Source organism: Burkholderia sp. WSM2232, assembly GCF_000472545.1.
Lineage (GTDB): Bacteria > Pseudomonadota > Gammaproteobacteria > Burkholderiales > Burkholderiaceae > Paraburkholderia.
This window is the reverse complement of the sequence record NZ_AWZV01000025.1, coordinates 55,532-77,702: the sequence shown is the minus strand read 5'-3', so window position 1 is coordinate 77,702 and position 22,171 is coordinate 55,532. Positions and strand designations below refer to the sequence as shown.

Annotated in this window: 18 protein-coding genes; 8 read left to right on the top strand and 10 right to left on the bottom strand. The window is 65.2% G+C overall.

All coding sequences use genetic code 11. From position 1 onward, the window contains the following. Positions 1-152 precede the first annotated feature (152 nt). The gene (locus F757_RS0122105; protein WP_027213299.1) at positions 153-1,139 is read right to left on the bottom strand and encodes an ABC transporter substrate-binding protein; all 987 of its coding nucleotides are present in this window, start codon (positions 1,137-1,139) and stop codon (positions 153-155) included. A 189-nt stretch (positions 1,140-1,328) separates the two neighbouring features. Here F757_RS0122105 and F757_RS0122100 point away from each other — a divergent pair, with 189 nt between their 5' ends. Then, positions 1,329-2,264, top strand: a complete 936-nt coding sequence (locus F757_RS0122100; protein ID WP_027213298.1) for a LysR family transcriptional regulator — start codon at positions 1,329-1,331, stop codon at positions 2,262-2,264. Positions 2,265-2,320: 56 nt separating this feature from the next. On the opposite strand, the gene F757_RS0122095 is transcribed toward F757_RS0122100, so the two are convergent. The 3 genes from F757_RS0122095 to F757_RS33935 form a co-directional block, all read right to left on the bottom strand. Continuing rightward, entirely contained in the window at positions 2,321-3,922 is a 1,602-nt protein-coding gene (locus tag F757_RS0122095; RefSeq protein ID WP_027213297.1) for a rhodanese-related sulfurtransferase, read from the bottom strand. Beyond that, complete coding sequence (locus F757_RS0122090; protein ID WP_027213296.1) at positions 3,919-4,527, bottom strand: cysteine dioxygenase; 609 nt, start codon at positions 4,525-4,527, stop codon at positions 3,919-3,921. The genes F757_RS0122095 and F757_RS0122090 overlap by 4 nt, the downstream gene beginning before the upstream one ends. 165 nt (positions 4,528-4,692) lie before the next feature. Next, positions 4,693-5,808 (bottom strand): LLM class flavin-dependent oxidoreductase, encoded by a 1,116-nt coding sequence (locus tag F757_RS33935; RefSeq protein ID WP_035467326.1) that lies wholly within the window; start codon positions 5,806-5,808, stop codon positions 4,693-4,695. Positions 5,809-6,097: 289 nt separating this feature from the next. On the opposite strand from F757_RS33935, the gene F757_RS0122080 reads away from it, so the two are divergent. Next, the gene (locus F757_RS0122080; RefSeq protein ID WP_027213295.1) at positions 6,098-7,093 is read left to right on the top strand and encodes an LLM class flavin-dependent oxidoreductase; all 996 of its coding nucleotides are present in this window, start codon (positions 6,098-6,100) and stop codon (positions 7,091-7,093) included. A gap of 189 nt (positions 7,094-7,282) precedes the next feature. Here the strand turns inward: F757_RS0122080 and F757_RS0122075 are convergent, their stop codons facing one another. Beyond that, positions 7,283-8,434 (bottom strand): alpha/beta fold hydrolase, encoded by a 1,152-nt coding sequence (locus tag F757_RS0122075; RefSeq protein WP_027213294.1) that lies wholly within the window; start codon positions 8,432-8,434, stop codon positions 7,283-7,285. Positions 8,435-8,897: 463 nt separating this feature from the next. On the opposite strand from F757_RS0122075, the gene glgC reads away from it, so the two are divergent. From glgC to F757_RS0122045, 5 genes are all read left to right on the top strand, one after another. Continuing rightward, a complete protein-coding gene (glgC, locus tag F757_RS0122070) occupies positions 8,898-10,157 on the top strand; it encodes a glucose-1-phosphate adenylyltransferase (RefSeq protein ID WP_027213293.1) in 1,260 nt (419 codons plus the stop codon). A 78-nt stretch (positions 10,158-10,235) separates the two neighbouring features. Beyond that, positions 10,236-11,696 carry a glycogen synthase GlgA gene (glgA, locus tag F757_RS0122065; RefSeq protein ID WP_027213292.1) on the top strand — a complete coding sequence of 487 codons (1,461 nt, stop codon included), beginning with the start codon at positions 10,236-10,238 and terminating at the stop codon, positions 11,694-11,696. 217 nt (positions 11,697-11,913) lie between these two features. Next, positions 11,914-12,780: a pyridoxal kinase PdxY gene (pdxY, locus tag F757_RS0122060; protein WP_027213291.1), complete on the top strand. Its 867-nt coding sequence runs from the start codon at positions 11,914-11,916 to the stop codon at positions 12,778-12,780. 231 nt (positions 12,781-13,011) lie between these two features. After that, positions 13,012-13,473, top strand: coding sequence for a hypothetical protein (locus F757_RS0122050; protein ID WP_027213290.1), 462 nt, complete (start codon positions 13,012-13,014; stop codon positions 13,471-13,473). Between the two features lie 686 nt (positions 13,474-14,159). Further along, positions 14,160-15,305, top strand: coding sequence for a branched-chain amino acid ABC transporter substrate-binding protein (locus F757_RS0122045; RefSeq protein WP_027213289.1), 1,146 nt, complete (start codon positions 14,160-14,162; stop codon positions 15,303-15,305). Positions 15,306-15,310: 5 nt separating this feature from the next. Here the strand turns inward: F757_RS0122045 and F757_RS0122040 are convergent, their stop codons facing one another. Beyond that, positions 15,311-17,227, bottom strand: coding sequence for a DUF3857 domain-containing transglutaminase family protein (locus tag F757_RS0122040; protein WP_232221441.1), 1,917 nt, complete (start codon positions 17,225-17,227; stop codon positions 15,311-15,313). A gap of 82 nt (positions 17,228-17,309) precedes the next feature. Continuing rightward, complete coding sequence (locus tag F757_RS0122035; RefSeq protein WP_027213287.1) at positions 17,310-17,975, bottom strand: hypothetical protein; 666 nt, start codon at positions 17,973-17,975, stop codon at positions 17,310-17,312. Between the two features lie 308 nt (positions 17,976-18,283). Between F757_RS0122035 and F757_RS36255 the strand changes: the two genes are divergently transcribed. Further along, complete coding sequence (locus F757_RS36255; RefSeq protein WP_167507900.1) at positions 18,284-18,421, top strand: hypothetical protein; 138 nt, start codon at positions 18,284-18,286, stop codon at positions 18,419-18,421. Between the two features lie 112 nt (positions 18,422-18,533). On the opposite strand, the gene hutG is transcribed toward F757_RS36255, so the two are convergent. The 3 genes from hutG to hutI all read right to left on the bottom strand — a co-directional run bounded on the left by hutG (position 18,534) and on the right by hutI (position 22,090). Continuing rightward, entirely contained in the window at positions 18,534-19,346 is an 813-nt protein-coding gene (gene hutG / locus F757_RS0122020; RefSeq protein WP_027213286.1) for an N-formylglutamate deformylase, read from the bottom strand. Between the two features lie 79 nt (positions 19,347-19,425). Continuing rightward, on the bottom strand, positions 19,426-20,832 hold the full coding sequence (locus F757_RS0122015; RefSeq protein ID WP_027213285.1) for a formimidoylglutamate deiminase: 1,407 nt from the start codon (positions 20,830-20,832) through the stop codon (positions 19,426-19,428). Positions 20,833-20,848: 16 nt separating this feature from the next. Beyond that, the gene (hutI, locus tag F757_RS0122010) at positions 20,849-22,090 is read right to left on the bottom strand and encodes an imidazolonepropionase (RefSeq protein ID WP_027213284.1); all 1,242 of its coding nucleotides are present in this window, start codon (positions 22,088-22,090) and stop codon (positions 20,849-20,851) included. Between the last annotated feature and the right edge of the window lie 81 nt (positions 22,091-22,171).

The following is a 22,171-nucleotide window of genomic DNA, read 5'->3' as shown; positions in this document are numbered from 1 at the left end:
GCGACGGAAGTAGCGAACCGCTGCTTGTCTGGTCGCCCTGGTCCCCTCATAAAGCCTTCCAAGTGAGCCTAATCTAACGGGATCGGCGGCTTTAGACGAGAGCGCGTTTACACCGAATTGGCAGAGGATTTCGCGGCGCCGCGCGGTGCGAATCACGGCAGCGGGAAGCTGCGGTCAAAGCTTGCGCGCACGTCAAGATGCGTGCGTATCACGTTGGCCGCTTCGTAGGTGTCGGCGGTGCGCTGCTGCGCGGCGATGACCGTGTCGTCGATGGCAACGGGATGCACCTGGCCGCGCTGGTAAACCGTCTTCAGCACATCGGTCGGCAAGCCGGTCACGCGCGATTGCATGGCCGCCACCTCGTCCGGATGCGTAAGCGCCCAGCGCTGGCCGATCGCCACGCGCCGCAGAAAGTCGGCCAGTTGCGCGCGTTTGCCGGCAATCGCCGCCTCGGTCGCGACCTGATAGCTGAGCCCCTCCGACAAACCCACGCCGTTAGCGATGATGCGGTCGTGATCGCGCGATTCGCCGAGCGCCGTATAGGGATCCCACACCGACCAGGCGTCAACGCTGCCAGAGGCAAGTGCGGCCTTCGCGTCGGCGGGCGCAAGAAACACGAACGTGACTTCGCTCGCCGCGAGATTGGCCCTTTTCAGCGCAGCGAGCGCGAGGTAGTGGCCAATCGAGCCGCGCGTCGTCGCAAGGCGCTTGCCCTTCAGACTCGCGACATCCGCAAGCGGCGAATGCGGATCCACCACGATGGCGAGATCGAGCGGATCGGAGCGCGTCGCCGCCACCGCCCGCACCCGCGCGCCGGCGGCGAGCGCGAACACGAGCGGCGCGTCCCCGAGGCCGCCCACATCCACGGCGCCCGCGTTCAGCGCTTCGCCAAGCGGCTGCGCCGCCGGAAAATTGAACCATTCGATCTTGTACGGCAGGTCCTTCAACTGGCCGGAGGCTTCGAGAATGCCGCGCGTCTGCAACGACTGGTCGCCGACCTTGAGAACCGGAAGGTCTGCAGCGTGCCCTGACGTCGTGCACAACACTGCGCAAAGCGCGAGCGCAGCGCCGGCAAGCGCTTTGACGAAGGTGCGAGGCAGCACGGAAAACATCGTATAAGGCGGGCCGAAAGGCATCATGGTTATGGCGTGCGAGTAATGGCCTGCGATTCGAATTCCTGCAAAGTTCAGCGACGATAAGCGCAACGCCCCATATAAGACAAACGCATTATTCTTCTAAGCAAATATGCGAATTTTTGTTGGCGGCCAGGTCCCCCGTATTCGCGCCGCAGGTATCATCAGGCGCACGAACCAACCCCATCGCGCATCATGAAGATCGACGAAATCGACGCTTACGTCACAGTTATTCGCTGTCAGTCGCTGCAGCAGGCGGCGCTCAGCCTCGGGCTCACGCAGCCGGCCGTCACGCGCCGCCTGCAGAATTTCGAGGAAGCGCTCGGCGTCGAATTGCTCGACCGCAACACGCGTCCGCTCAAGGCGACGGCAACCGGCCGCGTGGTGTATGAGCAATGCCGGGTGATCCAGCGAGAACTGGACGTACTGCGCGAAATCGTCGCGACCGACACGCCGCCCATCGGCACGCTGCGCGTGGGCGTCGCGCAGACCGTCGCCGATATTGCGCTTGGCGAAGCGCTGCGCGCGGTGAAAGCGGCCTACCCCGATTTGCAGACGCGCGCCTCCACCGGCTGGAGCAGCCAGTTGCTCGAACAGCTGGAAGACGGCGAGCTGGACGTCGCCGCGATGCTGCTGCCCGCCAACAAGACCTTTAACGACACGCTTTCGGCGCGTTCGCTCGGCCGCATCAAACTGGCGGTGGTCGCCCGCAAGGGGCTTGTCAGGAAACGCACGCACACGCTTGCCGAGTGCCAGTCGCTGGGTTGGGTGTTGAATCCGGACGGCTGCGGATTCCGCGACGGCCTGCAGCGTGCGCTGACAGGTCTCGGACTCGCGCTCAGGCTGAATCTGGAAACGCTCGGCACCGAACTGCAGTTGCAGCTTGTCGCAGACGGTCACGGCCTCGGGCTCGTGCCCTTGCCGCTGCTCGCCGCGAGCAGCTATGCCGACATGCTCGACGTAGTGCCGATCAGCGACTTCAAGCCGCTCATCGACATCTGGCTCGTGCAGCCGCGCGTGCTCGGCAAATTGCAACAGCCGGTGGAGCGGCTCGGTGCGGTGATCGCGCGGCAGTTCAAGGAGATGCGCAGCGCCCAGCCCGACAGGCGCGGGTTGCAGAGCGCTGCGTGAGTCTGCTGCGGGGGCGAGGCGGACCAGATGTCTCGACCCGCCGGCGCAACTGACGTTCAGATCACATGGAACCCGTGCGTGCCATCGCGCGCGAGTTGGGCGACGAGCCCATACTCCCACTCCAGATATGCGTTCATCGCCTCGCGCGCGTTGTCGGTGCCCTCATACGGACGCCGGTAACGGTCGATGCGCGGCGACGCCATCCGCGTCTCGCCGCTTTCCACCGGCAGGCCCGCTTCGATCCACGCGGCCGTGCCGCCAGTCAGCACCTGGACTGGCTTGCCGGTCAGCGCCGCCACCTCGGGCGCAGCAAAGCGCGCGAGCAGACTGCTGCCGCAGGTGAGTACATAGCGGCGCGCGTCAGGCAGCTTGTGCAGCGCCGTTTCGAGCTGACTACGGATCACGAACCACGCGCCCGCAATGTGGCGCTTCACATAGTTCGCGCTGCTCGTGAAATCGAGCACGACGGTGCCCGGCGACTGCAGCAGCGCGGCGAGTTCGGCGGGGGCGATTTCTTCCGCGTCGGGCGGCTGCGGCGCGAAGCGCGCGGCGGGAGCCGCGCCTTTTTCAGCGAAATCGGCGGCGGTCAGGCCGTCCACCACGTAGACCTCGACGTTCATCTGCGCGAGCCATGAGGCGGTCATGTTGGCGCGCACGCCGTCGCTATCCGCGAGAATCACGCGTGCGCCGCGCACCGGCGCGAACATTTCCGTTTCCTGCACGAGCTGGCCGCCGGGCGCAGACCGGAAGCCCGGCACGTGCCCGGCTTCGTATTCCTCGGGCGTGCGTACATCGAAGCGATAGACGGTGCGCACCGCTTCGTCGGCCCAGCGGCGCGCTTCGTCGCGCGACGTGCGGCCCACTTTCGCGCGATCCGCGACCGAGCGCGCGCCGTCGGCCGCGATGAGACGCAGCGCGTCGTCCACGACCGGACCAGGGCGACGCGAACTGCCGTGCGCGAGCGGCTGCCCCGCGAGCGTCCAGCCGATGGTGCCGTTGCGCAGCGCGGCAACCGGATTGGGGAGCCCCGCGTTGATCAGCGACTGCGCGCCGATGATGCTGCGCGTGCGTCCCGCGCAATTGACGATGATGCGCGTGGCAGGGTCCGGCGCAAGCTCGCGCGCGCGCAGCACGAGTTCCGCTCCCGGCACGCTGATACTGCCGGGAATGTTCATGGTCTGATACTCGTCGTAACGGCGCGCGTCGAGCACGACCACGTTCTCTTCGCGATCGAGCAACGCCTGCACCTGCTGCGCCGGCAGCGACGGCGTATGGCGCACGCTTTCCACCAGTTCGCCGAATGCCTTGCTCGGCACGTTGACGTCCTGGAACAACTCGCCGCCCGCCTTGCGCCAACCTTGCAAGCCGCCTTCGAGCAACGCAACGTCCGTGTAGCCGAGGCTGTCGAAGCGCGCGGCGGCGCGCGCGGCCAGTCCTTCGCCGTCGTCGAGCACGACGATCGGCACATCGCGGCGCGGCAGGCGCACCGGCGCGTCCAGTTCGAGCCGCGACAGCGGCAGGTTCGCAGCAAAAAGCGGATGACTGCGCGCGTGCGGGTCTTCCTCGCGCACGTCGACGAAGGCGAGTTCCTCGCGTTCGAGCAGTGCGCGGCGCACGTCTGCATAAGATCGGGTACGAAAATCTTTCACGAAAGTCATGGGATCGGGGACTCCTTCGACACATTCCAGATGTTCGGCAACACGTCGTTCGAATAGCCGGACACAAACGTTTTGCGGGCCATTCCGCCGGGATACACCGAACGGCTCACGGCACCGATATTCCCACCGTACACGTGAATGCTGATCGACGTACGGTCACCAAATGCATTGCTCACGCGATGAATATCGCCGATGCGCGGCGACACCGCATCCACGGCGCCTCTGGCAAGACGCTCCGGAGCGCCCTGCTCGACAATCTCGCCCTGTGCCGTGACACGGTATCGCTGCGCAATTTCCGCGCCACGTAGCACGCCGATCAAGCCCCATACCGTGTGATCGTGCACCGGCGTGGCCTGACCCGGTCCCCACACGAAACTGACAATCGAAAAGCGCTGGCGCGAATCCGCATGCAGCAGGAACTGCTGATAGCGCTCGGGGTGGGGCTGCGCGAAGGCGTCGGGGAGCCAGTCGTCATGGGCAATCAATTCGCCGAGCGCGGCGCCGCCCGCCTCAAGTAGCGCGGCTTCGGGTATTTCGCTGTCGACGAGCGACGCGATCCGGCCGACGAACGCGCGCAGCCGGTCCGATCGCAAAGTAGCGGTCATCGGTAACCTTGAAGGATAGTTCCAAAGATTGGAATGCGCGAGGTTTCGCGAACCCGCGCATGTCATGGATGCACTGTTAGCGCGCGCTGCCCGCAAGGTCGCGGTCCAAGGCGGTGCAATGTCGACACGGCCGAAAGGCCCCAAGCGTGCGCCTCGCCCCGCCGTTCAGGCGGCCACGGTCTCGCCGTCCGGAACACTGCCTGTCTTGCCAGTCTTCGAGAGGCGCGCGATCCGCTCGCGCGTGGCCGGAATCAGTTCGCGGCCATAGTCGATGGCGTCTTCGAGCGGATCGAAGCCGCGCACGAGGAAAGTCGTGACGCCAAGCGCGTAGTACTCGGCGAGCGTCTTCGCGACCTGCTCGGGCGTGCCGACCAGTGCCGTCGAATTCGAGCGTCCGCCAATTTCTTTCGCGATGCCGGTCCACAGGCGTTCGTCGGCGCGATCCGAATCGCCGGCTGCCGCGAGTAGCCGCCGTGCGCCCTCGCTTTGCGCCGGACCGCCTACACCGAGCCCTTGCGCCGCGCGCAGCCGCCGCGTTTCAGCGAGGATACGCTCGGCGCGCTCCCACGCGGCGGCTTCAGTCGAGGCGAGAATCGGCCGGAACGACACCGAAAAGCGCACGCTGCGCCCGTGTTTCGCGGCCTCGGCGCGCACGCGCGTCACCTGCTCGTGCACTTGCGCCTTCGATTCGCCCCACAGCGCGTAGACATCAGCATGACGTCCGGCAATTGCCAGCGCAGGCGCCGACGCGCCGCCGAAATACACCGGAAGATGCGGCTGCTGCAGCGGCTTGACTTCGGAAAAGCCCTGTTCGAAGCGGTAGTACTTGCCGTGATGATCGAACGGCGCGGCTTCGGTCCAGATGCGCCGCACGATCTGCAGGTACTCGTCCGTGCGCGCGTAGCGTTCGTCGTGGGAAAGGAAGTCGCCGTCGCGGCGCTGCTCGGCGTCGTCGCCGCCGGAAATGATGTGCACCGCGAGACGGCCGCCCGAGTAGTGATCGAGCGTGGCGAGTTGCCGCGCGGCGAGCGTCGGCGCAACAAAGCCCGGACGATGCGCGAGCATGAAGTGCACTCTGCTCGTCACGCTCGCCGCGTGCGCCACGGTCAATAGCGCGTCGGGGCTCGTGGAGTGATGCGGCACGAGAATGCGGTCGAAGCCCGCCGCCTCATGCGCGCGGGCGAACTGCTCGACGTAGCCGATGTCGATAACGGGCCCTTGCGGCGCGTGTGTTTCCGACACCTTGCGAGTCTGGATCATGCCGATGAATTCGATGGACACGCGAATGCCTCCGTGAATGGTTGCCGCGCGGCGGGGCGACGGCGCTGCAGGATGCTCGCTGCAAAACCGCGCGCAGCGCGTTTTCGAGGTCCTCACGGTAGCAGCGCACCATGCGCTTGTTAAATATTGATCGACCATATCTATATCGGATTTGCATGTAATGCGGACCTGCTGCCGCCGACAAACCCTTTCGCAAGCGTGGACATCGCCGCGTCGCCAGCAGAAAGCCCGAAGCTTTGCGAGAATGCTCCATCGCGTGAAAGCGCCAGAAACAGCAAAACCACAGACAATGATCCCCTTCTCGGTCCTCGACCTATCGCCCGTCATTGCCGGCGCCACGCCGGCGGATGCCTTCAGGAATACGCTCGATCTCGCCCAACACGCGGAACGGTGGAACTACCGCCGCTTCTGGCTCGCCGAGCATCACAACATGACCGGCATTGCGAGCGCGGCCACCTCGGTTGTGATCGGCTACGTGGCGGGCGGCACGAAGACGATCCGTGTGGGTTCCGGCGGCGTCATGCTGCCGAATCACGCGCCGCTCGTGATTGCAGAACAGTTCGGCACGCTCGAGTCGCTGTATCCCGGCCGCATCGACCTGGGTCTTGGGCGCGCGCCCGGCACCGACCAGACCACGGCCCGCGCGCTGCGCCGCGACCTGCAAAACAGCGCGGACTCTTTCCCCGACGACGTCGTCGAATTGCAGCGCTACTTCGCGGACGCGGCCTCCGGCCAGCGAGTTCGCGCGGTGCCCGGCGCGGGCTTGCACGTGCCGCTGTGGCTGCTCGGCTCGTCGCTTTTCAGCGCGCAGCTCGCGGCGGCGCTCGGCTTGCCGTTTGCATTTGCGTCGCACTTCGCGCCGGATTACATGCTGACGGCGTTACAGGTTTATCGTTCGCAGTTCCGCCCTTCCGCGACACTCGACAAGCCGTACGCGATGGTCGGCGTGAATCTTTTTGCAGCCGACACGCAGGAAGAAGCGCAGCGCCTCTTCACGTCGCTGCAGCAGCAGTTCATCAACTTGCGGCGCGGCACGCCGGGGCAATTGCAGCCGCCGGTCGAACGGCTCGCGGCATCGGAAATGGAACTGAGTTCGGTTGCGCATTCGCTCGCGTGCACGGCGATCGGCGATCGCGACGCGGTGCGCGAAAGCCTGATGTCCATCATCGAGCAAACCCATGCGGACGAATTGATGCTCACCGCGCAGATTTACGATCACAAGGCGCGGCTGCGCTCGTTTGAGATCGGCGCGGAAATTCGCGAGGAACTGGCCGACGCGAAGTGAAGCGTCGGCGGGTGGAAAAAGGCGGCGCTTGCGAGGCGCCGCCTTTTTTCTTCGTCCAACGGTTTGTTCCGGCTACCTGAGCGCTTCTGGGCCTTCTGGCCTTCTGGCCTTCTGGCCTTCTGGCCTTCCGAGCCCTCAGAGCCTCTCCCAGCCCTTCCGAGCCCTCCTAGGCCTTCACGTCCCGCGAACTCAGCGGCCGGTCTGTACTGCTGCCATTCCGTCCAGCAGCGCCTTGTGGAATGCAGCGGGGTCCTGCATCTGCGGTGCATGGCCGAGATCGGCGAATTCGACCAGCGTCGCATGTGGAATGGCCTGGGCCGCGGCCTTGCCGAGCTCCGGATAGTGGCCGATCTTCGCGCGCACCTCGGGCGAGGCCGCGTCCTTTCCGATCGCGGTGGTGTCCTTCTGGCCGATCAGCAGTAGCGTGGGCATGTTCAACTGGCCGAATTCGTAGACCACCGGCTGCGTATAGATCATGTCGTAAAGCAGCGCCGAATTCCACGCGACAATCTGCTTGCCCGGGCCACGGTACATACCCGCGAGCATCTGCACCCACGGTTCGTAATCGGCGCGCCACTGGCCGGCATAGTAAGTGGATTGCTCGTAGCGGCGAATGCCGTCGGCACTGGTCTTCAGTTCGCGCTGATACCAGTCGTCCACCGACAGCGAGGGCACGCCCTTTGCCTTCCAGTCCTCGAGACCGATCGGATTGACGAGCACCAGTTGCTGCGTCTCGCGCGGATACATCAGCGCGTAGCGCACGGCGAGCATGCCGCCGGTCGAATGGCCGATGATCGTCGCGTCCTTCACACCGAGCGACTCGAGCAGCGCATGCGTATTGCGCGCCAGCTGCTGGAAACTGTACTGATAGTGCTCGGGCTTGCTCGACTTGCAAAAGCCGATCTGGTCGGGCGCGATCACGCGATAGCCGGCTTCGCTCAGACGAACAATGGTCGCCTCCCACGTTGCCGCGCAAAAATTCTTGCCGTGCAGAAGCACCGCCGTGCGGCCGTTTGCGTGCGCCGGTTTGACGTCCATGTACGCCATGTGAAGCGGGACCCCTTGCGAGGTGAACGCGTACTGCCCGACTGGCGCCGGATAGGTGAAGCCCTGCAACTCCGGACCGTAGGCGGGGCCCGCATTCGCGCCGGCGGCACTCGCGGCGGCGCCGGACGTGTCACTGGCCGAAGCGGCCGAAGCGGCCGACGACGCAACCGGCACGTCGGTTTGTGGCAGGCCAGAGGACGCGGCGGACGCATCGTCCACGACGAACGACGCGGCGCAGACTACGGCCACGCTCAATGCGACAAGCGATGGAAAACGGCGAAAGCTGATTGGCATAGTGTCCAGGAAGAGCAGAAAAGGAACGCGGAAGGCAGGGGCAGGCACGCCTTGAAACCCCGCTCGAAACGAAGCACCGGCACGCCGCCCCAGTCGCGGACGATTCTACGATTGCCTGCGCAACCGCGCAGCGGCGCGCGCAACACCGCGCCCGGCCCGCCCCGGCACAGCGCTCGCCCGGCGCGTGGCACGCATATTGCGGGCCAGAGGCTCACGCACTGTGTGTCGTAGCGCACAGCACGCGGCCGCGACAGCCGCGATCGTACACAGTTGAGCGCCAGGGCGGCCCACGCACGACAAACGTCGCCCGCGCAAGCCGATTCAGTGCTAGAACTACGGGACGGGCTCGCCAGCGCAGCGGTCCGGATGCGCGAATCAATGCAGAAGCGGTCGACCAGCATCATCGGGGAAAGCAAGTCAGCACCCATTGCAGGGCACCACGATAAAACCGAAGGAGACAAACATGGATACTCCGGCACGGCTGAACGATCTGCAACGCACCACCCTCGCCATCGTGCTTGCTGGCGGACGCGGCACCCGGCTTGGTCCGCTCACCAACAAGCGGGTGAAGCCGGCTGTGCATTTCGGCGGCAAATTCCGCATCATCGATTTCGCGCTGTCCAATTGCCTGAACTCGGGCATCCGCCGCATCGCCGTCGTCACGCAGTACAAGGCGCACTCGCTGTTGCGCCATTTGCAGCGCGGCTGGGGTTTCCTGCGCGGCGAGTTTGGCGAATTCATCGACCTGTGGCCCGCGCAGCAGCGCGTGGAAGGCGCGCACTGGTATCGCGGCACGGCCGACGCGGTGTTCCAGAATCTGGACATCATCCGCTCGATCCGGCCGAAGTACGTGGTCGTGCTGGCGGGCGATCACATCTACAAGATGGACTACACGCGCATGATCGCGGATCACGCGGAGAGCGGCGCCGATTGCACGGTTGGCTGCATCGAGGTGCCGCGCATGGACGCGGTTGCTTTCGGCGTGATGGCGGTGGACGAGAACCGCCGCGTTACCGGCTTCGTCGAAAAGCCGGCCGACCCGCCCGCCATTCCCGGCCGCCCGGACACCGCGCTCGCGAGCATGGGCATCTACGTGTTCAATGCCGACTATCTGTATGCACTGCTAGAGGAGAACATCTCCAGCGTGGATACCGACCACGACTTCGGCAAGGACATCCTGCCGCGCGTCGTCACGCAGGGCACGGCAATCGCGCATCCGTTCAGCATGTCGTGCGTGTCGTCAGACCCGAACGTCGAGCCGTACTGGCGCGACGTGGGCACGATCGACGCCTATTGGGCCGCCAATCTCGACCTCGCCTCCACGATCCCGACGCTCGACCTTTACGACCGCAGCTGGCCCATCTGGACTTACCAGGAGCAACTGCCGCCCGCCAAGTTCGTGCGCGACCTGAAGGGCCTGCAAGGCTCGGGCAATAATCTGATCGTGTGCGGCGGCTGTGTGATTTCGGGCTCGCAGATTTCGCGCTCGGTGTTGTCGTCGAACGTCAAGGTGAGTTCGTTCTGTAACATCAATGAGGCAGTCTTGTTGCCGCAGGTCACCGTCGGCGCGAGTTGCCGCTTGCAGAAAGTGGTCGTGGACCGCGGTTGCTCGATTCCGGACGGAACGGTAATCGGTGAAGATCCGGTGCGCGACGCCGAGCGTTTCTATCGCACCGACGACGGCGTCGTGCTGGTCACGCCCGAGTCGCTGCAAAGGACATGAAGTGACCAGGCGCACGGGCTGCGCAAGCCGCCTGCACCGTTCATCGCCCCCAGCATTCAAAGGAACGAGACCGAGCCTATGACGATTCGCGCCCTGCACGTCGCCAGCGAGCTGTATCCCCTCCTCAAGACAGGCGGTCTCGCCGACGTCGCGGGCGCGCTGCCCGCCGCACTGGTCGAGCGCGGCGCCGACGTGCGCGTGCTGCTGCCGGGTTTTCCGGCGGTGGCCGCCGGTCTGCGCGACGTGCGTCCGGTCGCGCAACTGGGCCGCCGTTTCGATGCACCGGGCGTCGCGCTGGAACAGGGCACGCTGCCCTCGAACGGGCTTATCGTCTACATGATCCGCGCCGCCACGCTGTACGACCGGCCCGGCAATCCCTATCTAAACGACGAACTTGTGCCCTACGGCGACAACGCGCAGCGTTTCGCGCTCGTCGGCTGGGTCGCCGCGCAACTTGCGCAGCAGCTCGATCCGGCGTGGTCGCCGCAGATCGTGCATGCGCACGACTGGCATGCCGGGCTCGCCGCCGCCTACCTGAAAGCGGCCGAACGGCAGCAGGGCCGCGCGCCCGCGCGCAGTGTCTTTACCGTGCACAACCTTGCGTATCAGGGCGTGTTTCCCGCGCATCAGTTCGGCCAGCTCGGTTTGCCGGACGACTTCTTCAGCATGCAAGGCGTCGAATTCTACGGACAACTGTCGTTTCTGAAGGCGGGGCTTTTCTACAGCGACCGCATCACGACCGTGAGCCCAACGTACGCGCGCGAAATCCAGACGCTCGCGCAAGGCGGCGGGCTCGACGGCCTGCTGCGCAGCCGCGCGCACGACCTGAGCGGCATTCTGAACGGCGTGGATTACACGGTGTGGAACCCGGCCAGCGACGCGCTCCTCGAGCACCGCTACACCGCAACGAAGCTCGCCGGCAAGCTCGCCTGCAAGGAGGCATTGCAAAAACGCTTCGGTCTCGCGCAAAAAAGCGATGCGCTGCTGTTCGGCGTGGTGAGCCGCCTCACCGAGCAGAAAGGCCTCGATCTGCTGCTCGAAACCGTGCCGGAAATCGTCAGGCGCGGCGGTCAACTGGTGGTGTTCGGCACCGGCGACCCCGCGCTCGAAAACGGCCTGAAGCGCGTCGCGCAGACGCACCCGGAGTGTGTCGCGGTGGAACTGGGCTTCGACGAAACGCTCGCGCATACCATCATTGCTGGCAGCGACGTGATTGCCGTGCCGTCGCGCTTCGAGCCGTGCGGCCTCACGCAGTTGTATGCGCTCGCCTACGGCTCGCTGCCGCTCGTGCATAGCGTGGGCGGTCTGGCCGACACCGTGGTGGACGCATCGCTCGAAAATCTCGCCGAAGATCTCGCCACCGGCTTCGTGTTCGAGCGCTTTACGTCGCGCAGCCTGACGGCGGCGATTCGCCGCGCTTTCGCGCTGCATGGCCGGCGCACCGAATGGAAAGCGGCGCAGCGCCGCGCGATGCGCCAGGATTTCGGCTGGGGCGCGTCGGCGGAGCGCTATCTGGCGCTTTATCGGGAGCTCGTCTGAGCCCTGAGCAGTGATGGTTCGGCGCAACAACACGGGGACGGATCGCCTGCCTTGCGGCAAACTCATGTATTGTCTCTTCACGATGCAGACCGTGCATTGTTCTTGCAAGGTGTGAAGCAGTCCCGCGCGCGAGGTGACCGGCACACGTCCCGTGCACCATCGCCGCGCATCCCTCCCGTTTTCTTGATCGCGCACGTACGCCTGCGCGAGCCATACCATGACGAAGAACGTTCTGAGCATTCAGTCACATGTCGTTTTCGGGCACGCGGGTAATAGCGCGGCCGTTTTCCCGATGCGCCGGCTTGGCGTGAACGTGTGGCCGCTCAACACGGTGCAGTTTTCGAATCACACGCAGTACGGCCACTGGACCGGCACCGCCATCAACGCCACGCAGATGGAAGAGCTCGCCGAAGGCATCGGCGCAATCGGCATGCTGCCGCGCTGCGACGCGGTGCTGTCGGGCTACCTCGGCACGCCCGAGCAGGCCCAGGCGGTACTCGAAATCGTCAAGGCCGTGAAGGCCGCGAATCCGCGCGCCTGGTATTTCTGCGACCCGGTCATGGGCGCCGCGGGCGGCTGCAAGGTCGAGCCGGGCATCCAGGAGTTTCTCGTCAACACCATGCCGGAAATGGCCGACGCGATGGCGCCGAACCACACCGAATTGCAACGGCTCGTCGGCCGCGAAATCGAAACGCTGGAAGAAGCCGTCACCGCCTGCCGGGAAATCATCGCGCGCGGACCCAAGCTTGTGCTGGTCAAACATCTGCTCGACCGCAACAGTCCCGCGGACCGCTTCAACATGCTGGTCGTCACCGAGCGCGAGGCATGGATGGGTCAGCGCCCACTCTATCCGTTCGCGCGCCAGCCGGTCGGCGTGGGCGATGTGACGAGCGCGGTGTTCGTCGCGCGCACGCTGCTCGGCGATACGATTCGCGCTGCCTTCGAACACACGCTCGCCGCCGTCAACGCGGTGGTCAAGACAACCTGGCAGGCCGGGCGCTACGAACTGGAACTGGTGGCCGCGCAAAACGAAATCGCGCAGCCGCGCGAATGGTTCGACGCGTGGGTGGCAGAAACCGCTTAGACGGCGCGCGCTGCTCGCCTTCGGACGCGTCGCCGTCGCGTTTCGTTGTCGCGTTTCGTTGTCGCGTTTCGTTGTCGCGCTGCGCCTCGGGCGCGGCGTCGCTGCTGCCTGCATGACGCTGCATGGAACCTCGCGCGCCGGGCGCTCGTCCTATAATGCGTGCCGCGCGCTGGGCAACGGCCGCGCGCGGCGACTTTCACACGCATCCGGTATTCAGCAGACGAGGCATTGATGGACGGTTACATCCGCAGCGAGCGGGAAGAGTATTTTGAGCAGTTGTGCATGAGCGTCGACGCTGACGAGGTGCACGAACAGGAAGCCATCGAGTTCTTCGAAAACCAGTTCGACCAGCCCGACTTCGATCCCGCGCAGTGGCTCGACATTGCGCTCTATTACTCGCCCGCGGTGGCGCGCGGCATCATCGACATGGTGACGCCCGACGACAAGGCGCGTAGCAACATTGCCGAAGTGATCGCGGACAACCTCGACATTTCGTACGGCGAAGAAGAGTGCCAGCAGTTTGCGGAAACCATCGAGTTTGCGCTGAACAACGGCGTGCCCGTAGATCTCGACCTCGTGCTGGACGGCTGCCAGCGCGCAATCGACGACCTCGACACCTGGGCCGACGAAGAAACCAAAGCGCCGCTGCTACGTCTGCGCGAAGAAGTGCTGCGCCAGCAAGGCGAGCGGTAAGACTCGCTGCCAGTACCGGCCCAGCGGCGCGGCGCGCGTGGTGCGCCGTGCGTCGCGCGGTCTTTCTTTTCCTGTCTTCGAATCCCACGCCGGCAGGTGCGCGTGGGGTTTCTTCAGGCCGTGTTGTTCCCCGTGGCCTTTCTTTTTGCAGTGGAAAGCGTCCCCGCATGGGCCACGTGTGGGCCACGTGTGCGCCAGGTCTCGGCCACGTCTGGGCCACGTACGGCCCATCCACGTGCGAACAATGTCCCAAACAGGTGCCAACAGGTGCCACGCATGAGCCAGGCATGTGCGCCAATCCGCACTGCCGATGCGCCAGGCGGCGCAGCGCGTGCAACGGCCCGTGCCCGCTGTGCCGAAATGCTCATTGAAAGCGTCGCGAACTGCCAAGACGGCCGCATATTGGCTTCCTATATTCGCGCCACATGACCGGCGTGCGAATGCAACGTCATCTGATCCAGCCAGCGTGATCGCAAGCGTACGCGCCTGTGTGAAAACGCCTGCCCCATCGGTGACCGCTCCCGCGCTCGCTGAGCGCTCGCTGAGTACTTGCTGAGTGCTCGAGCGGCTCGCCCGACCCGCGTCATCACCTTGCCGCTTTCACACCTGAACCGACGAAGTGAGGAGAGACCATGAGTAACCGCCGCACCAGCCACCACACGGAGCACCACACCGGGCACTACACCATGCACAGCATGCTCAAACCGCTTGTTCTGTGCGTCGGCGCCCTCTTTGCCGTCGCATCGGCCGGCAGTTTCGCCGACGACCTGCCCGTCAAGATCGGCTTCGCCGGGCCGATGACGGGCGCGAACGCCGGCTACGGCAAGGACCTCGAAAACGGCGTGCGGCTCGCCATCGAAGAAGCCAACGCGCAGAAGATCAGGATCGGCGACAAGCTCGCGCAATTCCAGATCGTTTCGCAGGACGACCAGGCGGACCCGCGCATCGGCGTGCAGGTCGCGCAGAAGCTGGTGGACTCGGGCGTCTCGGTGGTGGTCGGCCACTTCAACTCGGGCACGACGATTCCCGCCTCGCAGGTCTACGAGCAGGCCGGCATTCCGGTGATCGACCCTGCCGCCACCAACCCGATCATCACCGGCCGCGGCTTCGCGAACACCTTCATGGTGATCTCCACCGACGCGCAAAACGCGGGCAACGCAGGCGTCTACGCAGTCGAGGTGACGAAGGCGAAACGCATCGCGATCATCGACGACCGCACCGCCTTTGGCCAGGGCGAAGCGGACGAGTTCGAGAAGGCCGTGAAAGCGCACGGCGGCACCATCGTCGCGCGCGAGTACACCGACAACCACGCGGTGGATTTCAGCACGCAGCTCACCAAGATCAAGGCAGCGAATGCGGATCTGATCTTCTTCGGCGGGCTCGATACGCAGGCCGCGGGCTTCGCGCGGCGCATGAAACAGCTTGGCGTGACCGCGCAACTGGTGGGCGGCGGAGGCGTTGAAGATCCGGAGTTCATCAAGCTCGCCGGCGACGCGGCCGAAGGCGTGATGGCCTGGGAATACGGCCGCCCGCTCGCGCAACTGCCCGGCGGCAAGGACTTCTCAACGAAGTTCAAGAAGCGCTTCGGCGGCGAGATTCTCTCGTATGCGCCGTTCGGCTACGACGGCGCATGGGCCGCGATCCGGGCCATGCAGCAGGCGAAATCCACTTCGCCCAACGACTACCGCCCCGTGCTCAAGACAATCGACTTCGAAGGCGTGACCGGCAAAATCTCGTTCGACAAAACCGGTGCTCTGAAAAGCGGCGCCTCGACGCTGTATCAGGTGAAGAACGGCGCGTGGGTGCCGATCGTCACGAAGAGCGGCACCTGAGGCGGCTAGTTCGCGCTCGCAGCCTGACTGAGCCGCGCGGCCTTGACGACGATCTGCGCGTCGAGGTCGCGCTCGATCCGCACCAGATCTTCCTGCATGGCCTCAAACTCTTCGGCGCTGCACATCTGGTGACCGAAGGCGGCGCGAAGCTGGCGTCTCACCTGAAGCACCCGCGCCGCCGGATCGAAAACATAGCGCGACGAGAACCTCACGTAGCGGTTCTGCACTTCCGTATCGGCGGGTATGTCGGTTAGCCTGGCAAAGCGCGGCAGCGTGATCTCGAGGGTCTCGTCGAACGCACCGCCAATGCAGGCCCACGGCTGCGTGCGCACAGGCTCGGCAAGCCATGCCTGGACCTGCGAGTCCATGCCGCCGGAAAAGCTCGTCAGGGCGGGCACGGCGGTCGTGCCGTCCATCCAGACGAAATGCTCGAGCTTGCCCTGCATCGATGTCGCGAACGGTCCGTCGGTCGCGGCCACATCGCCCGTCTGCAATTGCGCGCTGCCATGCAGTCCGGTTTGCAACAGACGATTGCCGGCAATCTGCTGCGTGCGCTGGCGCGATGCACGCCGAAAGATATTGCGCTCGATTTCGGCGGTGAAGCCCGCATCTTCCACGCGATAGCCGTAACGCGCGGTGCCGTTTTCGTCGACGTCGATCTGCACGCGGGCCGTCCGCTCGCGTTCCTGCGTGGCGGGCGTGCGCGAGAGCACCCCCTCGCCGACCAGCAGCACCGGCCGGTCCATGACGGCCACCGGCAGATAGCCGAAGCCGACGCCGCCTGCGGTCGTGTCCGCGTACAGCGACAGTTCAGGAATCCAGACAATTGCGTGATTGATGGCGCTCGCGCCGTAGCCGGGCACGTCAGGCAAGGTGTAGTACGGCCCGAGATTGAGCAGCACGGCTTCGCTGCGAATGCCGACAGCGGCCAGCAACGCGCTGTACAGCGCGACGTGGTCCTTGCAGTCACCATAACGGTTGCGCAGAATGTCCGCGGCCTTGTGCGGGATCGCAGCGGTCTCGCCGAGGTACAGCGCCACGTAGCGGATGTTCATGCGCATCCAGTCGTACAGGATGTGCGCCTTCTCACGCGGATCGGCGGCTCGCGCGGTGAGCGACTGCGCGAGCCGCACGATGGCCGGGTCGCCGAAAGTAGCGTCGATAGCGGGCACGCGATAGCGCGCCGCGAAGCTCGCGAAGTCGGGCACAGTCGAGACCATCAGACGATCGCCCCAGTTCGCATAGCCGACCGCGCCCGCTTCGAGCCGCGCATACGGCCCATGCCGGTAGCGGAATTCGTAGCGCGTGCGGCCGTTCGCGGTGACCGGCGGCTGTGCGGTGTAGCCGCGCGCGTCGGCATAAAGCGGCACGTCGGCGGGCAGATCGAAGATCAGGCGCTGCTCTTCTACCGGCTCGCGGGTCGGCTCCACGAGGTACGCGAAAGTACCCGCCTGCAAGGGCTTCATGCGGGTCTTGCGAAACGCCAGATGCACGCGCGAGCCCGGCTCTACGCCGGGAAAAATCACCGTGCGCAACACGCCGTCCTGAAAGCTCGGCGCGCCCGCCGAACGCGGCTCCTGAACGTCGCGAATCGCTTCCGGACCAACCACCTGGGTCGCGCCATCGGGGGCGATGGTTTCGGCGGCGAGCAACTGCACCTGCTCGATGTCCTTGTTGAACCACACGTAACGTTGCGCGATGTCGTCCACGCCGCTCATGGTGTTCGCGCGCAACACGCTGTCGTCGTGTTCCTCGACGGAACCGTCCTTCTGGATCGTGAAGAGATGCACGTCGCGCTCCGTCGTGTAGGGCGCGCGCTCGTCGGTGGATGCAGCAGATGCCGCGTCCGGCGCGTTCGACGCGTCCGCCGCCTCCGCGCATGCGCCAGAGGCTGCGGCGACCAAGGCAAGCGCCGCGGCCATGCTAAGGCACCTCGGGCGGCGCGTCATGAGCGCCCTGTGCCGCGCGGCGCCCGCGTGAGCCTCTTGCGGATGGGAACGCGCATCAGTCGCCCTCGCCCAATTGCCCGAGCAAAGCCTGCAAGCTCTCCACATGCCGCAGCAGCAAATGACGGTGCTTCTCGATCTGTTCGAGCCGCCCGGCAAGATCGGCCTGAATGGGATCGTCGCGCTCGGCGGCGGCAATCACGTCTTCCACCCTCGATCGCAACGACGTCAGCTCGACCGGCGCATGCGCGAGATGTCGCTCGAAACGCCGCACTTCCTGGACTGCCAGCTCGCGGACCTTGCGGAAATAGGCCTGACGCCGATGCGCTTCGGCGTCCAGCGTTTCGTCCTCCATTCGTTTAGCCGGCGAGGTCTGGCCGAAAATCGGCTCGGGCGGCCGCAGCACGGTCTTTTTTCGCACCGGATGCGCGGTGCCGCGAAAGCGCGCGAGCGGCTCTTCGTTGTCGATTGCGGCGCGCGCGTTGGCGGGAATTTCCGCTTCGCTGTGCGGCGTGTTCATCCAGCCGTTCGGCAAGCCGGTCACCGCTTCTATGCCGCGCACGAACTCCTCGCTGAATTCGCGCTGGCCGGACAACATCAACTTCAGATAGCTCGCGGAGAACGTCATCATGCGTGCGAGGCGCGTCGCCGCGCCGACTTCGCGCGTGAGCAGCACGAGATTCGCGCGCCAGACCGGGAGCAGCAATTCGTCGGAATCTTCCATCGCTGGGTCTTCCATCTTTTGCCCGATGTAAGGACGACGCCTTCGTGCGTCATCGTTTTGAAAGGGTAGCCGGTGCATGGCCTCGTCTGCAAGGGTGGCGCCCTGGGTCATGCGAGCCTTCCTGGCGAAATTTACACGCATTGCCGCTCGTCAATCCACACGCAGTTTTCCGGGGTTTCCCATGGGAATGGACACTTGCGCAGCGTCGGCGTTCCTACGCGGTACGCATGTGTGTGGCATGCTTGCGTACCGTGCGGCACATGCCGTGCCGCACCGCGAATTTCACAACACGGATTAAGGGTTTTGTAATGAAGAAAATCGTTCTGGCCATCGCCGCGGCCGCCGCCGTTTTCGGCGCAATTGCTCCCGCGCAGGCGGCTCGCCACCATCACCCGGTGTGCAAGAAGGTGCACGTGCATCATCACTGGGAACGCCACTGCCGTTGATGGTTGCCCTCGCGCCGAGGGCAACGGCGGACCATGCCGACGCGAGGCGTCGCGTGCATGAAAAAAGCCTCGCCGGCGGCGAGGCTTTTTCGTTATGCGTCAGGCGTCGCGATCAGGCAGCGTTGACGCGCTCGAACGCCGTCGTCACGAGTTGCTCGAGCAAAGGCTCGATCTTGCCGGCCAGCGCTTCATCGTAGGCGTACGGCAACTGTTCCTGCATATAGGTGATCTGCGACAACTCCAGCTGCACCGCATGCACGCCTTGCGAAGGCTCACCATAGTGCCGCGTGATATAGCCGCCCTTGAAGCGGCCGTTGGCAACGGCGGAATAATCGCCATGCCGCTCGACCACCGCCGCCAGTTCCTCCGCCAGACCCGCCACCGCGCTCGCGCCGTTCGAGGTGCCGAAGTTGAAGTCGGGCAAGCGCCCTTCGAAAAACCGCGGTACGTGCGAGCGGATCGAGTGCGCCTCCCACAGCAGCACCTTGCCGTGGCGCGCCTTGAGCGCGGCAAGCTCGCTCGCAAGCGCGGCGTGATAAGGCATCCAGTATGCATCGCGACGGCGCGCCACTTCGGCTTCGTCCGGCAACTGGCCTTCGCGGTACAAGGGCTCCTTGTCGAAGGTATCCACGGGCAAGAGCCCCGTCGTGTCCTGCCCCGGATACAGGTTCGCGCCGTCGGGCGGCCGGTTCAGGTCGATCACGTAGCGCGCGTAGGTGGGCGCGAGAATCGACGCACCCATCCGCCTCGCAAATGCATAGAGCCGGTCGAGGTGCCAGTCGCAGTCGTCGGTGCGTTGCGCGACCGGTGTCATCGTCGCGGCAATGTCCGCGGGAATCCGGGTGCCCAGATGCGGGATCGAGATCAGTAGCGGCAGGCTTCCGCTATGCAGCGTGAAAACCGGCGGAGTGTTCTGAGCAGTCATGTCAGTCCTGGAGCGAAAGAACGTTGCCGCAACGCGGGCATGCTACCCATCTCAGGCATGCACCGCGTGGTGCTTCGTGTCATTTGAGCAGTTCGGCGAGTGCCGTGCGATAGCGTGCGTAAGCGCCCTCTTCGTCGCGATGCCGGCGCTTGTCGACCACCTTGTCTCCGCCTGCGTACACATCGCGAATCGGCGTCTCGCCATGCTCGCAGAATACCAGGCCCGAGAGCCACGCATGCGGCGCATGCTCGGCAATGCTCGGGTGATCCGGGTCCAGCACGAGCCAATCCGCGCGATGGCCGGCTTGCAAGGCGCCGGCCGCGCGGCCGGTTGCCTGCGCGCCGCCCACGAGCGTTGCGTCGAACAGACGATCGGCCACATACGACACCTGCGCCGACGCCAGCACATTGCGTTGCCGGCGCACAAGGCGCTGCCCGTATTCGAGCAGACGCAACTCGGCGCGCCAGTCGACGCCGATATGACTATCCGAGCCGACACCTATACGGCCTTGCGCGTCCAGATAATCGTGCGCGGGGAAAATGCCGTCGCCGAGGTTTGCCTCCGTGGTCAGGCACAGGCCGGCGACCGCGCCGCTCTTTGCAAGCGCGAGCGTCTCGCCGGCATCCACGTGCGTGGCGTGCACGAGGCACCATCTGCTGTCGACATCGAAACGGTCGAGCAGCCATTGCACCGGACGTGCGCCTTCCGTTTCCAGGCAGGCGTCCACTTCGGCAGTCTGCTCGGCGATATGGATATGAACCGGCGCCTTGGCGTCGATCCCTTGCAACAGCGCGCGCAGCGACTGTTCCGAGACCGCGCGCAGCGAATGAGGCGCCACGCCATAGCGCAGCGCCGCGTTTTCCGGCCGTGCCGCACGAAGCGTGGCGAGCAGTTCGAGCAGGCCCTCAGGGGTATTGACAAAGCGGCGCTGGTCTTCGCGCGGTGCACGGGCGCCAAAGCCGCTGTACTGATACAGCACCGGCAGCATCGTCATGCCGATGCCGGCCGCCGACGCCGCGTCCACCACGCGTTGCGCGAGTTCGGCCTGGTTCGCGTAGCGGTTGCCGTCGGGCGCGTGATGCACGTAATGGAATTCGCACACGGACGTATAGCCCGCTTTCAGCATTTCAATGTAGAGCCACTGCGCGACGCTCGCCAGCCCCTCAGGCGTGATGCGCGCGGCAAAGCGATACATCAGGTCACGCCAGCTCCAGAAGTTGTCCGTCGCGCCCGCGCCCGAGGCCGCGCGATATTCGGTGAGGCCCGCCATGGCGCGCTGAAACGCATGCGAATGAAGGTTCGGCATGCCAGGCAATATCGGACCTGCGGCTTTGGGCGTACCCGCGTGCGCTCCGCGAGTGAGCGGCGCGTCGGGCGTGACCGCTGTCAGCGTGCCGCTAGCGTCCCATTCCAGCAGCACATTGCGGCGCCAGCCGTCCGGCAGATACGCGTGCTCGGCAAATAGCGACTGTTTTGCTTGTGTCATCTCTCAGGTCCTGGCTTCAGTTCGCGCCACGTGTCAGTGAACCACGTTGCGGACGATAAACCGTCTCGCCCGCCCGCACCACGCGTTCGCACAACGGACGCCCCATCCAGTAAGCGAGTTCGGCAAGCGAATCGACCGACCACACCGCGAAGTCGGCCGCACGCCCTGCTTTCAGGGCGCCGTGCAGGTCGGCCTTGCCGAGCGCGCGCGCGGCGTGCGTCGTCACACCCTGCAGCACTTCCGGCACGGTCATGCGAAACAGTGTGGTCGCCATGTTCATCATCAGCAGCAGCGAGGTGGCAGGCGACGTGCCGGGATTGCTGTCGGTCGAGATGGCAATGGGCACTTCATAGCGCCGCAGCAATTCCAGCGGCGGCAGTTGGGTCTCGCGAATGAAGTAGTACGCGCCGGGCAGCAGCACGGCCACCATGCCGGCTTGTTTCATCGCGGCGACGCCTGCTTCGTCGAGAAACTCAAGATGGTCTGCGGACAGCGCGCGATGCCGCGCGGCCAGCGCCGTGCCTCCTCCATTGGACAACTGCTCCGCATGCATCTTGACGGGTAGCCGGTAGCGCGCGGCGGCATTGAACACACGCTCGCTTTGTTCCAGCGAAAAGCCGATGCGCTCGCAGAACACGTCGACAGCGTCGACCAGGCCTTCGTCCACGAGCGCGGGCAGCATCGTGTTGCAGACTTCGTCGATATACGCGTCGGCGCGGCCCGCGAATTCCGGCGGCAAGGCGTGCGCGCCGAGAAAGGTCGTGTACACCGTCACCGGATAGCGCTCGCCCAGCTGGCGCGCGACGCGCAGCATCTTGCGCTCGCTGGCGAGGTCCAGTCCGTAACCCGATTTGATTTCGACCGTGCACACACCTTCCGCAAGCAGCGCTTCGAGCCGCGCGGCCGCCTGGCTGAACAACGCTTCTTCACTGGCGGCACGCGTGGCGCGCACCGTGGACACAATGCCGCCGCCCTGGCGTGCGATCTCTTCATAGCTGACGCCGGCGAGGCGCTGCGCGAATTCGTCGGCGCGCTGCCCGCCGTACACGAGATGCGTGTGACAGTCGACAAGGCCGGGCGTCACCCAGGCGCCCCGCAAATCCTCACGCGGCCACGCGGCGAAGGACGCAGGCAGTTCAGCGGCCGCGCCGAGCCACGCTATCTTGCCGTCTTCCACCGCGATGGCGGCGTCGGGCAGCGTATGGTTCGGATCGCCCTCGGGGCACAGATTCAATTGATGCCAGACGGTTTGCTTCATCGCATGCTCTTTGCAGCTTCTCGCTGCCTGTTGCGTACTGTGGAGCTTCGCACGCATGCGCCAAGTGGGCAGACGCGCGAA

What these genes read in the sequence shown, in the direction of transcription:
- F757_RS0122080 (WP_027213295.1), top strand. Translation starts at nt 6,098, where the DNA reads ATGATCCCCTTCTCGGTCCTCGACCTATCGCCCGTCATTGCCGGCGCC.
- F757_RS0122095 (WP_027213297.1), bottom strand. Translation starts at nt 3,922, where the DNA reads ATGACTTTCGTGAAAGATTTTCGTACCCGATCTTATGCAGACGTGCGC.
- F757_RS36255 (WP_167507900.1), top strand. Translation starts at nt 18,284, where the DNA reads ATGAAGAAAATCGTTCTGGCCATCGCCGCGGCCGCCGCCGTTTTCGGC.
- F757_RS0122035 (WP_027213287.1), bottom strand. Translation starts at nt 17,975, where the DNA reads ATGGAAGATTCCGACGAATTGCTGCTCCCGGTCTGGCGCGCGAATCTC.
- F757_RS0122090 (WP_027213296.1), bottom strand. Translation starts at nt 4,527, where the DNA reads ATGACCGCTACTTTGCGATCGGACCGGCTGCGCGCGTTCGTCGGCCGG.
- pdxY (WP_027213291.1), top strand. Translation starts at nt 11,914, where the DNA reads ATGACGAAGAACGTTCTGAGCATTCAGTCACATGTCGTTTTCGGGCAC.
- F757_RS0122015 (WP_027213285.1), bottom strand. Translation starts at nt 20,832, where the DNA reads ATGACACAAGCAAAACAGTCGCTATTTGCCGAGCACGCGTATCTGCCG.
- hutI (WP_027213284.1), bottom strand. Translation starts at nt 22,090, where the DNA reads ATGAAGCAAACCGTCTGGCATCAATTGAATCTGTGCCCCGAGGGCGAT.
- F757_RS0122100 (WP_027213298.1), top strand. Translation starts at nt 1,329, where the DNA reads ATGAAGATCGACGAAATCGACGCTTACGTCACAGTTATTCGCTGTCAG.
- F757_RS0122040 (WP_232221441.1), bottom strand. Translation starts at nt 17,227, where the DNA reads ATGGCCGCGGCGCTTGCCTTGGTCGCCGCAGCCTCTGGCGCATGCGCG.
- glgA (WP_027213292.1), top strand. Translation starts at nt 10,236, where the DNA reads ATGACGATTCGCGCCCTGCACGTCGCCAGCGAGCTGTATCCCCTCCTC.
- F757_RS0122105 (WP_027213299.1), bottom strand. Translation starts at nt 1,139, where the DNA reads ATGATGCCTTTCGGCCCGCCTTATACGATGTTTTCCGTGCTGCCTCGC.
- F757_RS0122075 (WP_027213294.1), bottom strand. Translation starts at nt 8,434, where the DNA reads ATGCCAATCAGCTTTCGCCGTTTTCCATCGCTTGTCGCATTGAGCGTG.
- hutG (WP_027213286.1), bottom strand. Translation starts at nt 19,346, where the DNA reads ATGACTGCTCAGAACACTCCGCCGGTTTTCACGCTGCATAGCGGAAGC.
- glgC (WP_027213293.1), top strand. Translation starts at nt 8,898, where the DNA reads ATGGATACTCCGGCACGGCTGAACGATCTGCAACGCACCACCCTCGCC.
- F757_RS0122045 (WP_027213289.1), top strand. Translation starts at nt 14,160, where the DNA reads ATGCACAGCATGCTCAAACCGCTTGTTCTGTGCGTCGGCGCCCTCTTT.
- F757_RS0122050 (WP_027213290.1), top strand. Translation starts at nt 13,012, where the DNA reads ATGGACGGTTACATCCGCAGCGAGCGGGAAGAGTATTTTGAGCAGTTG.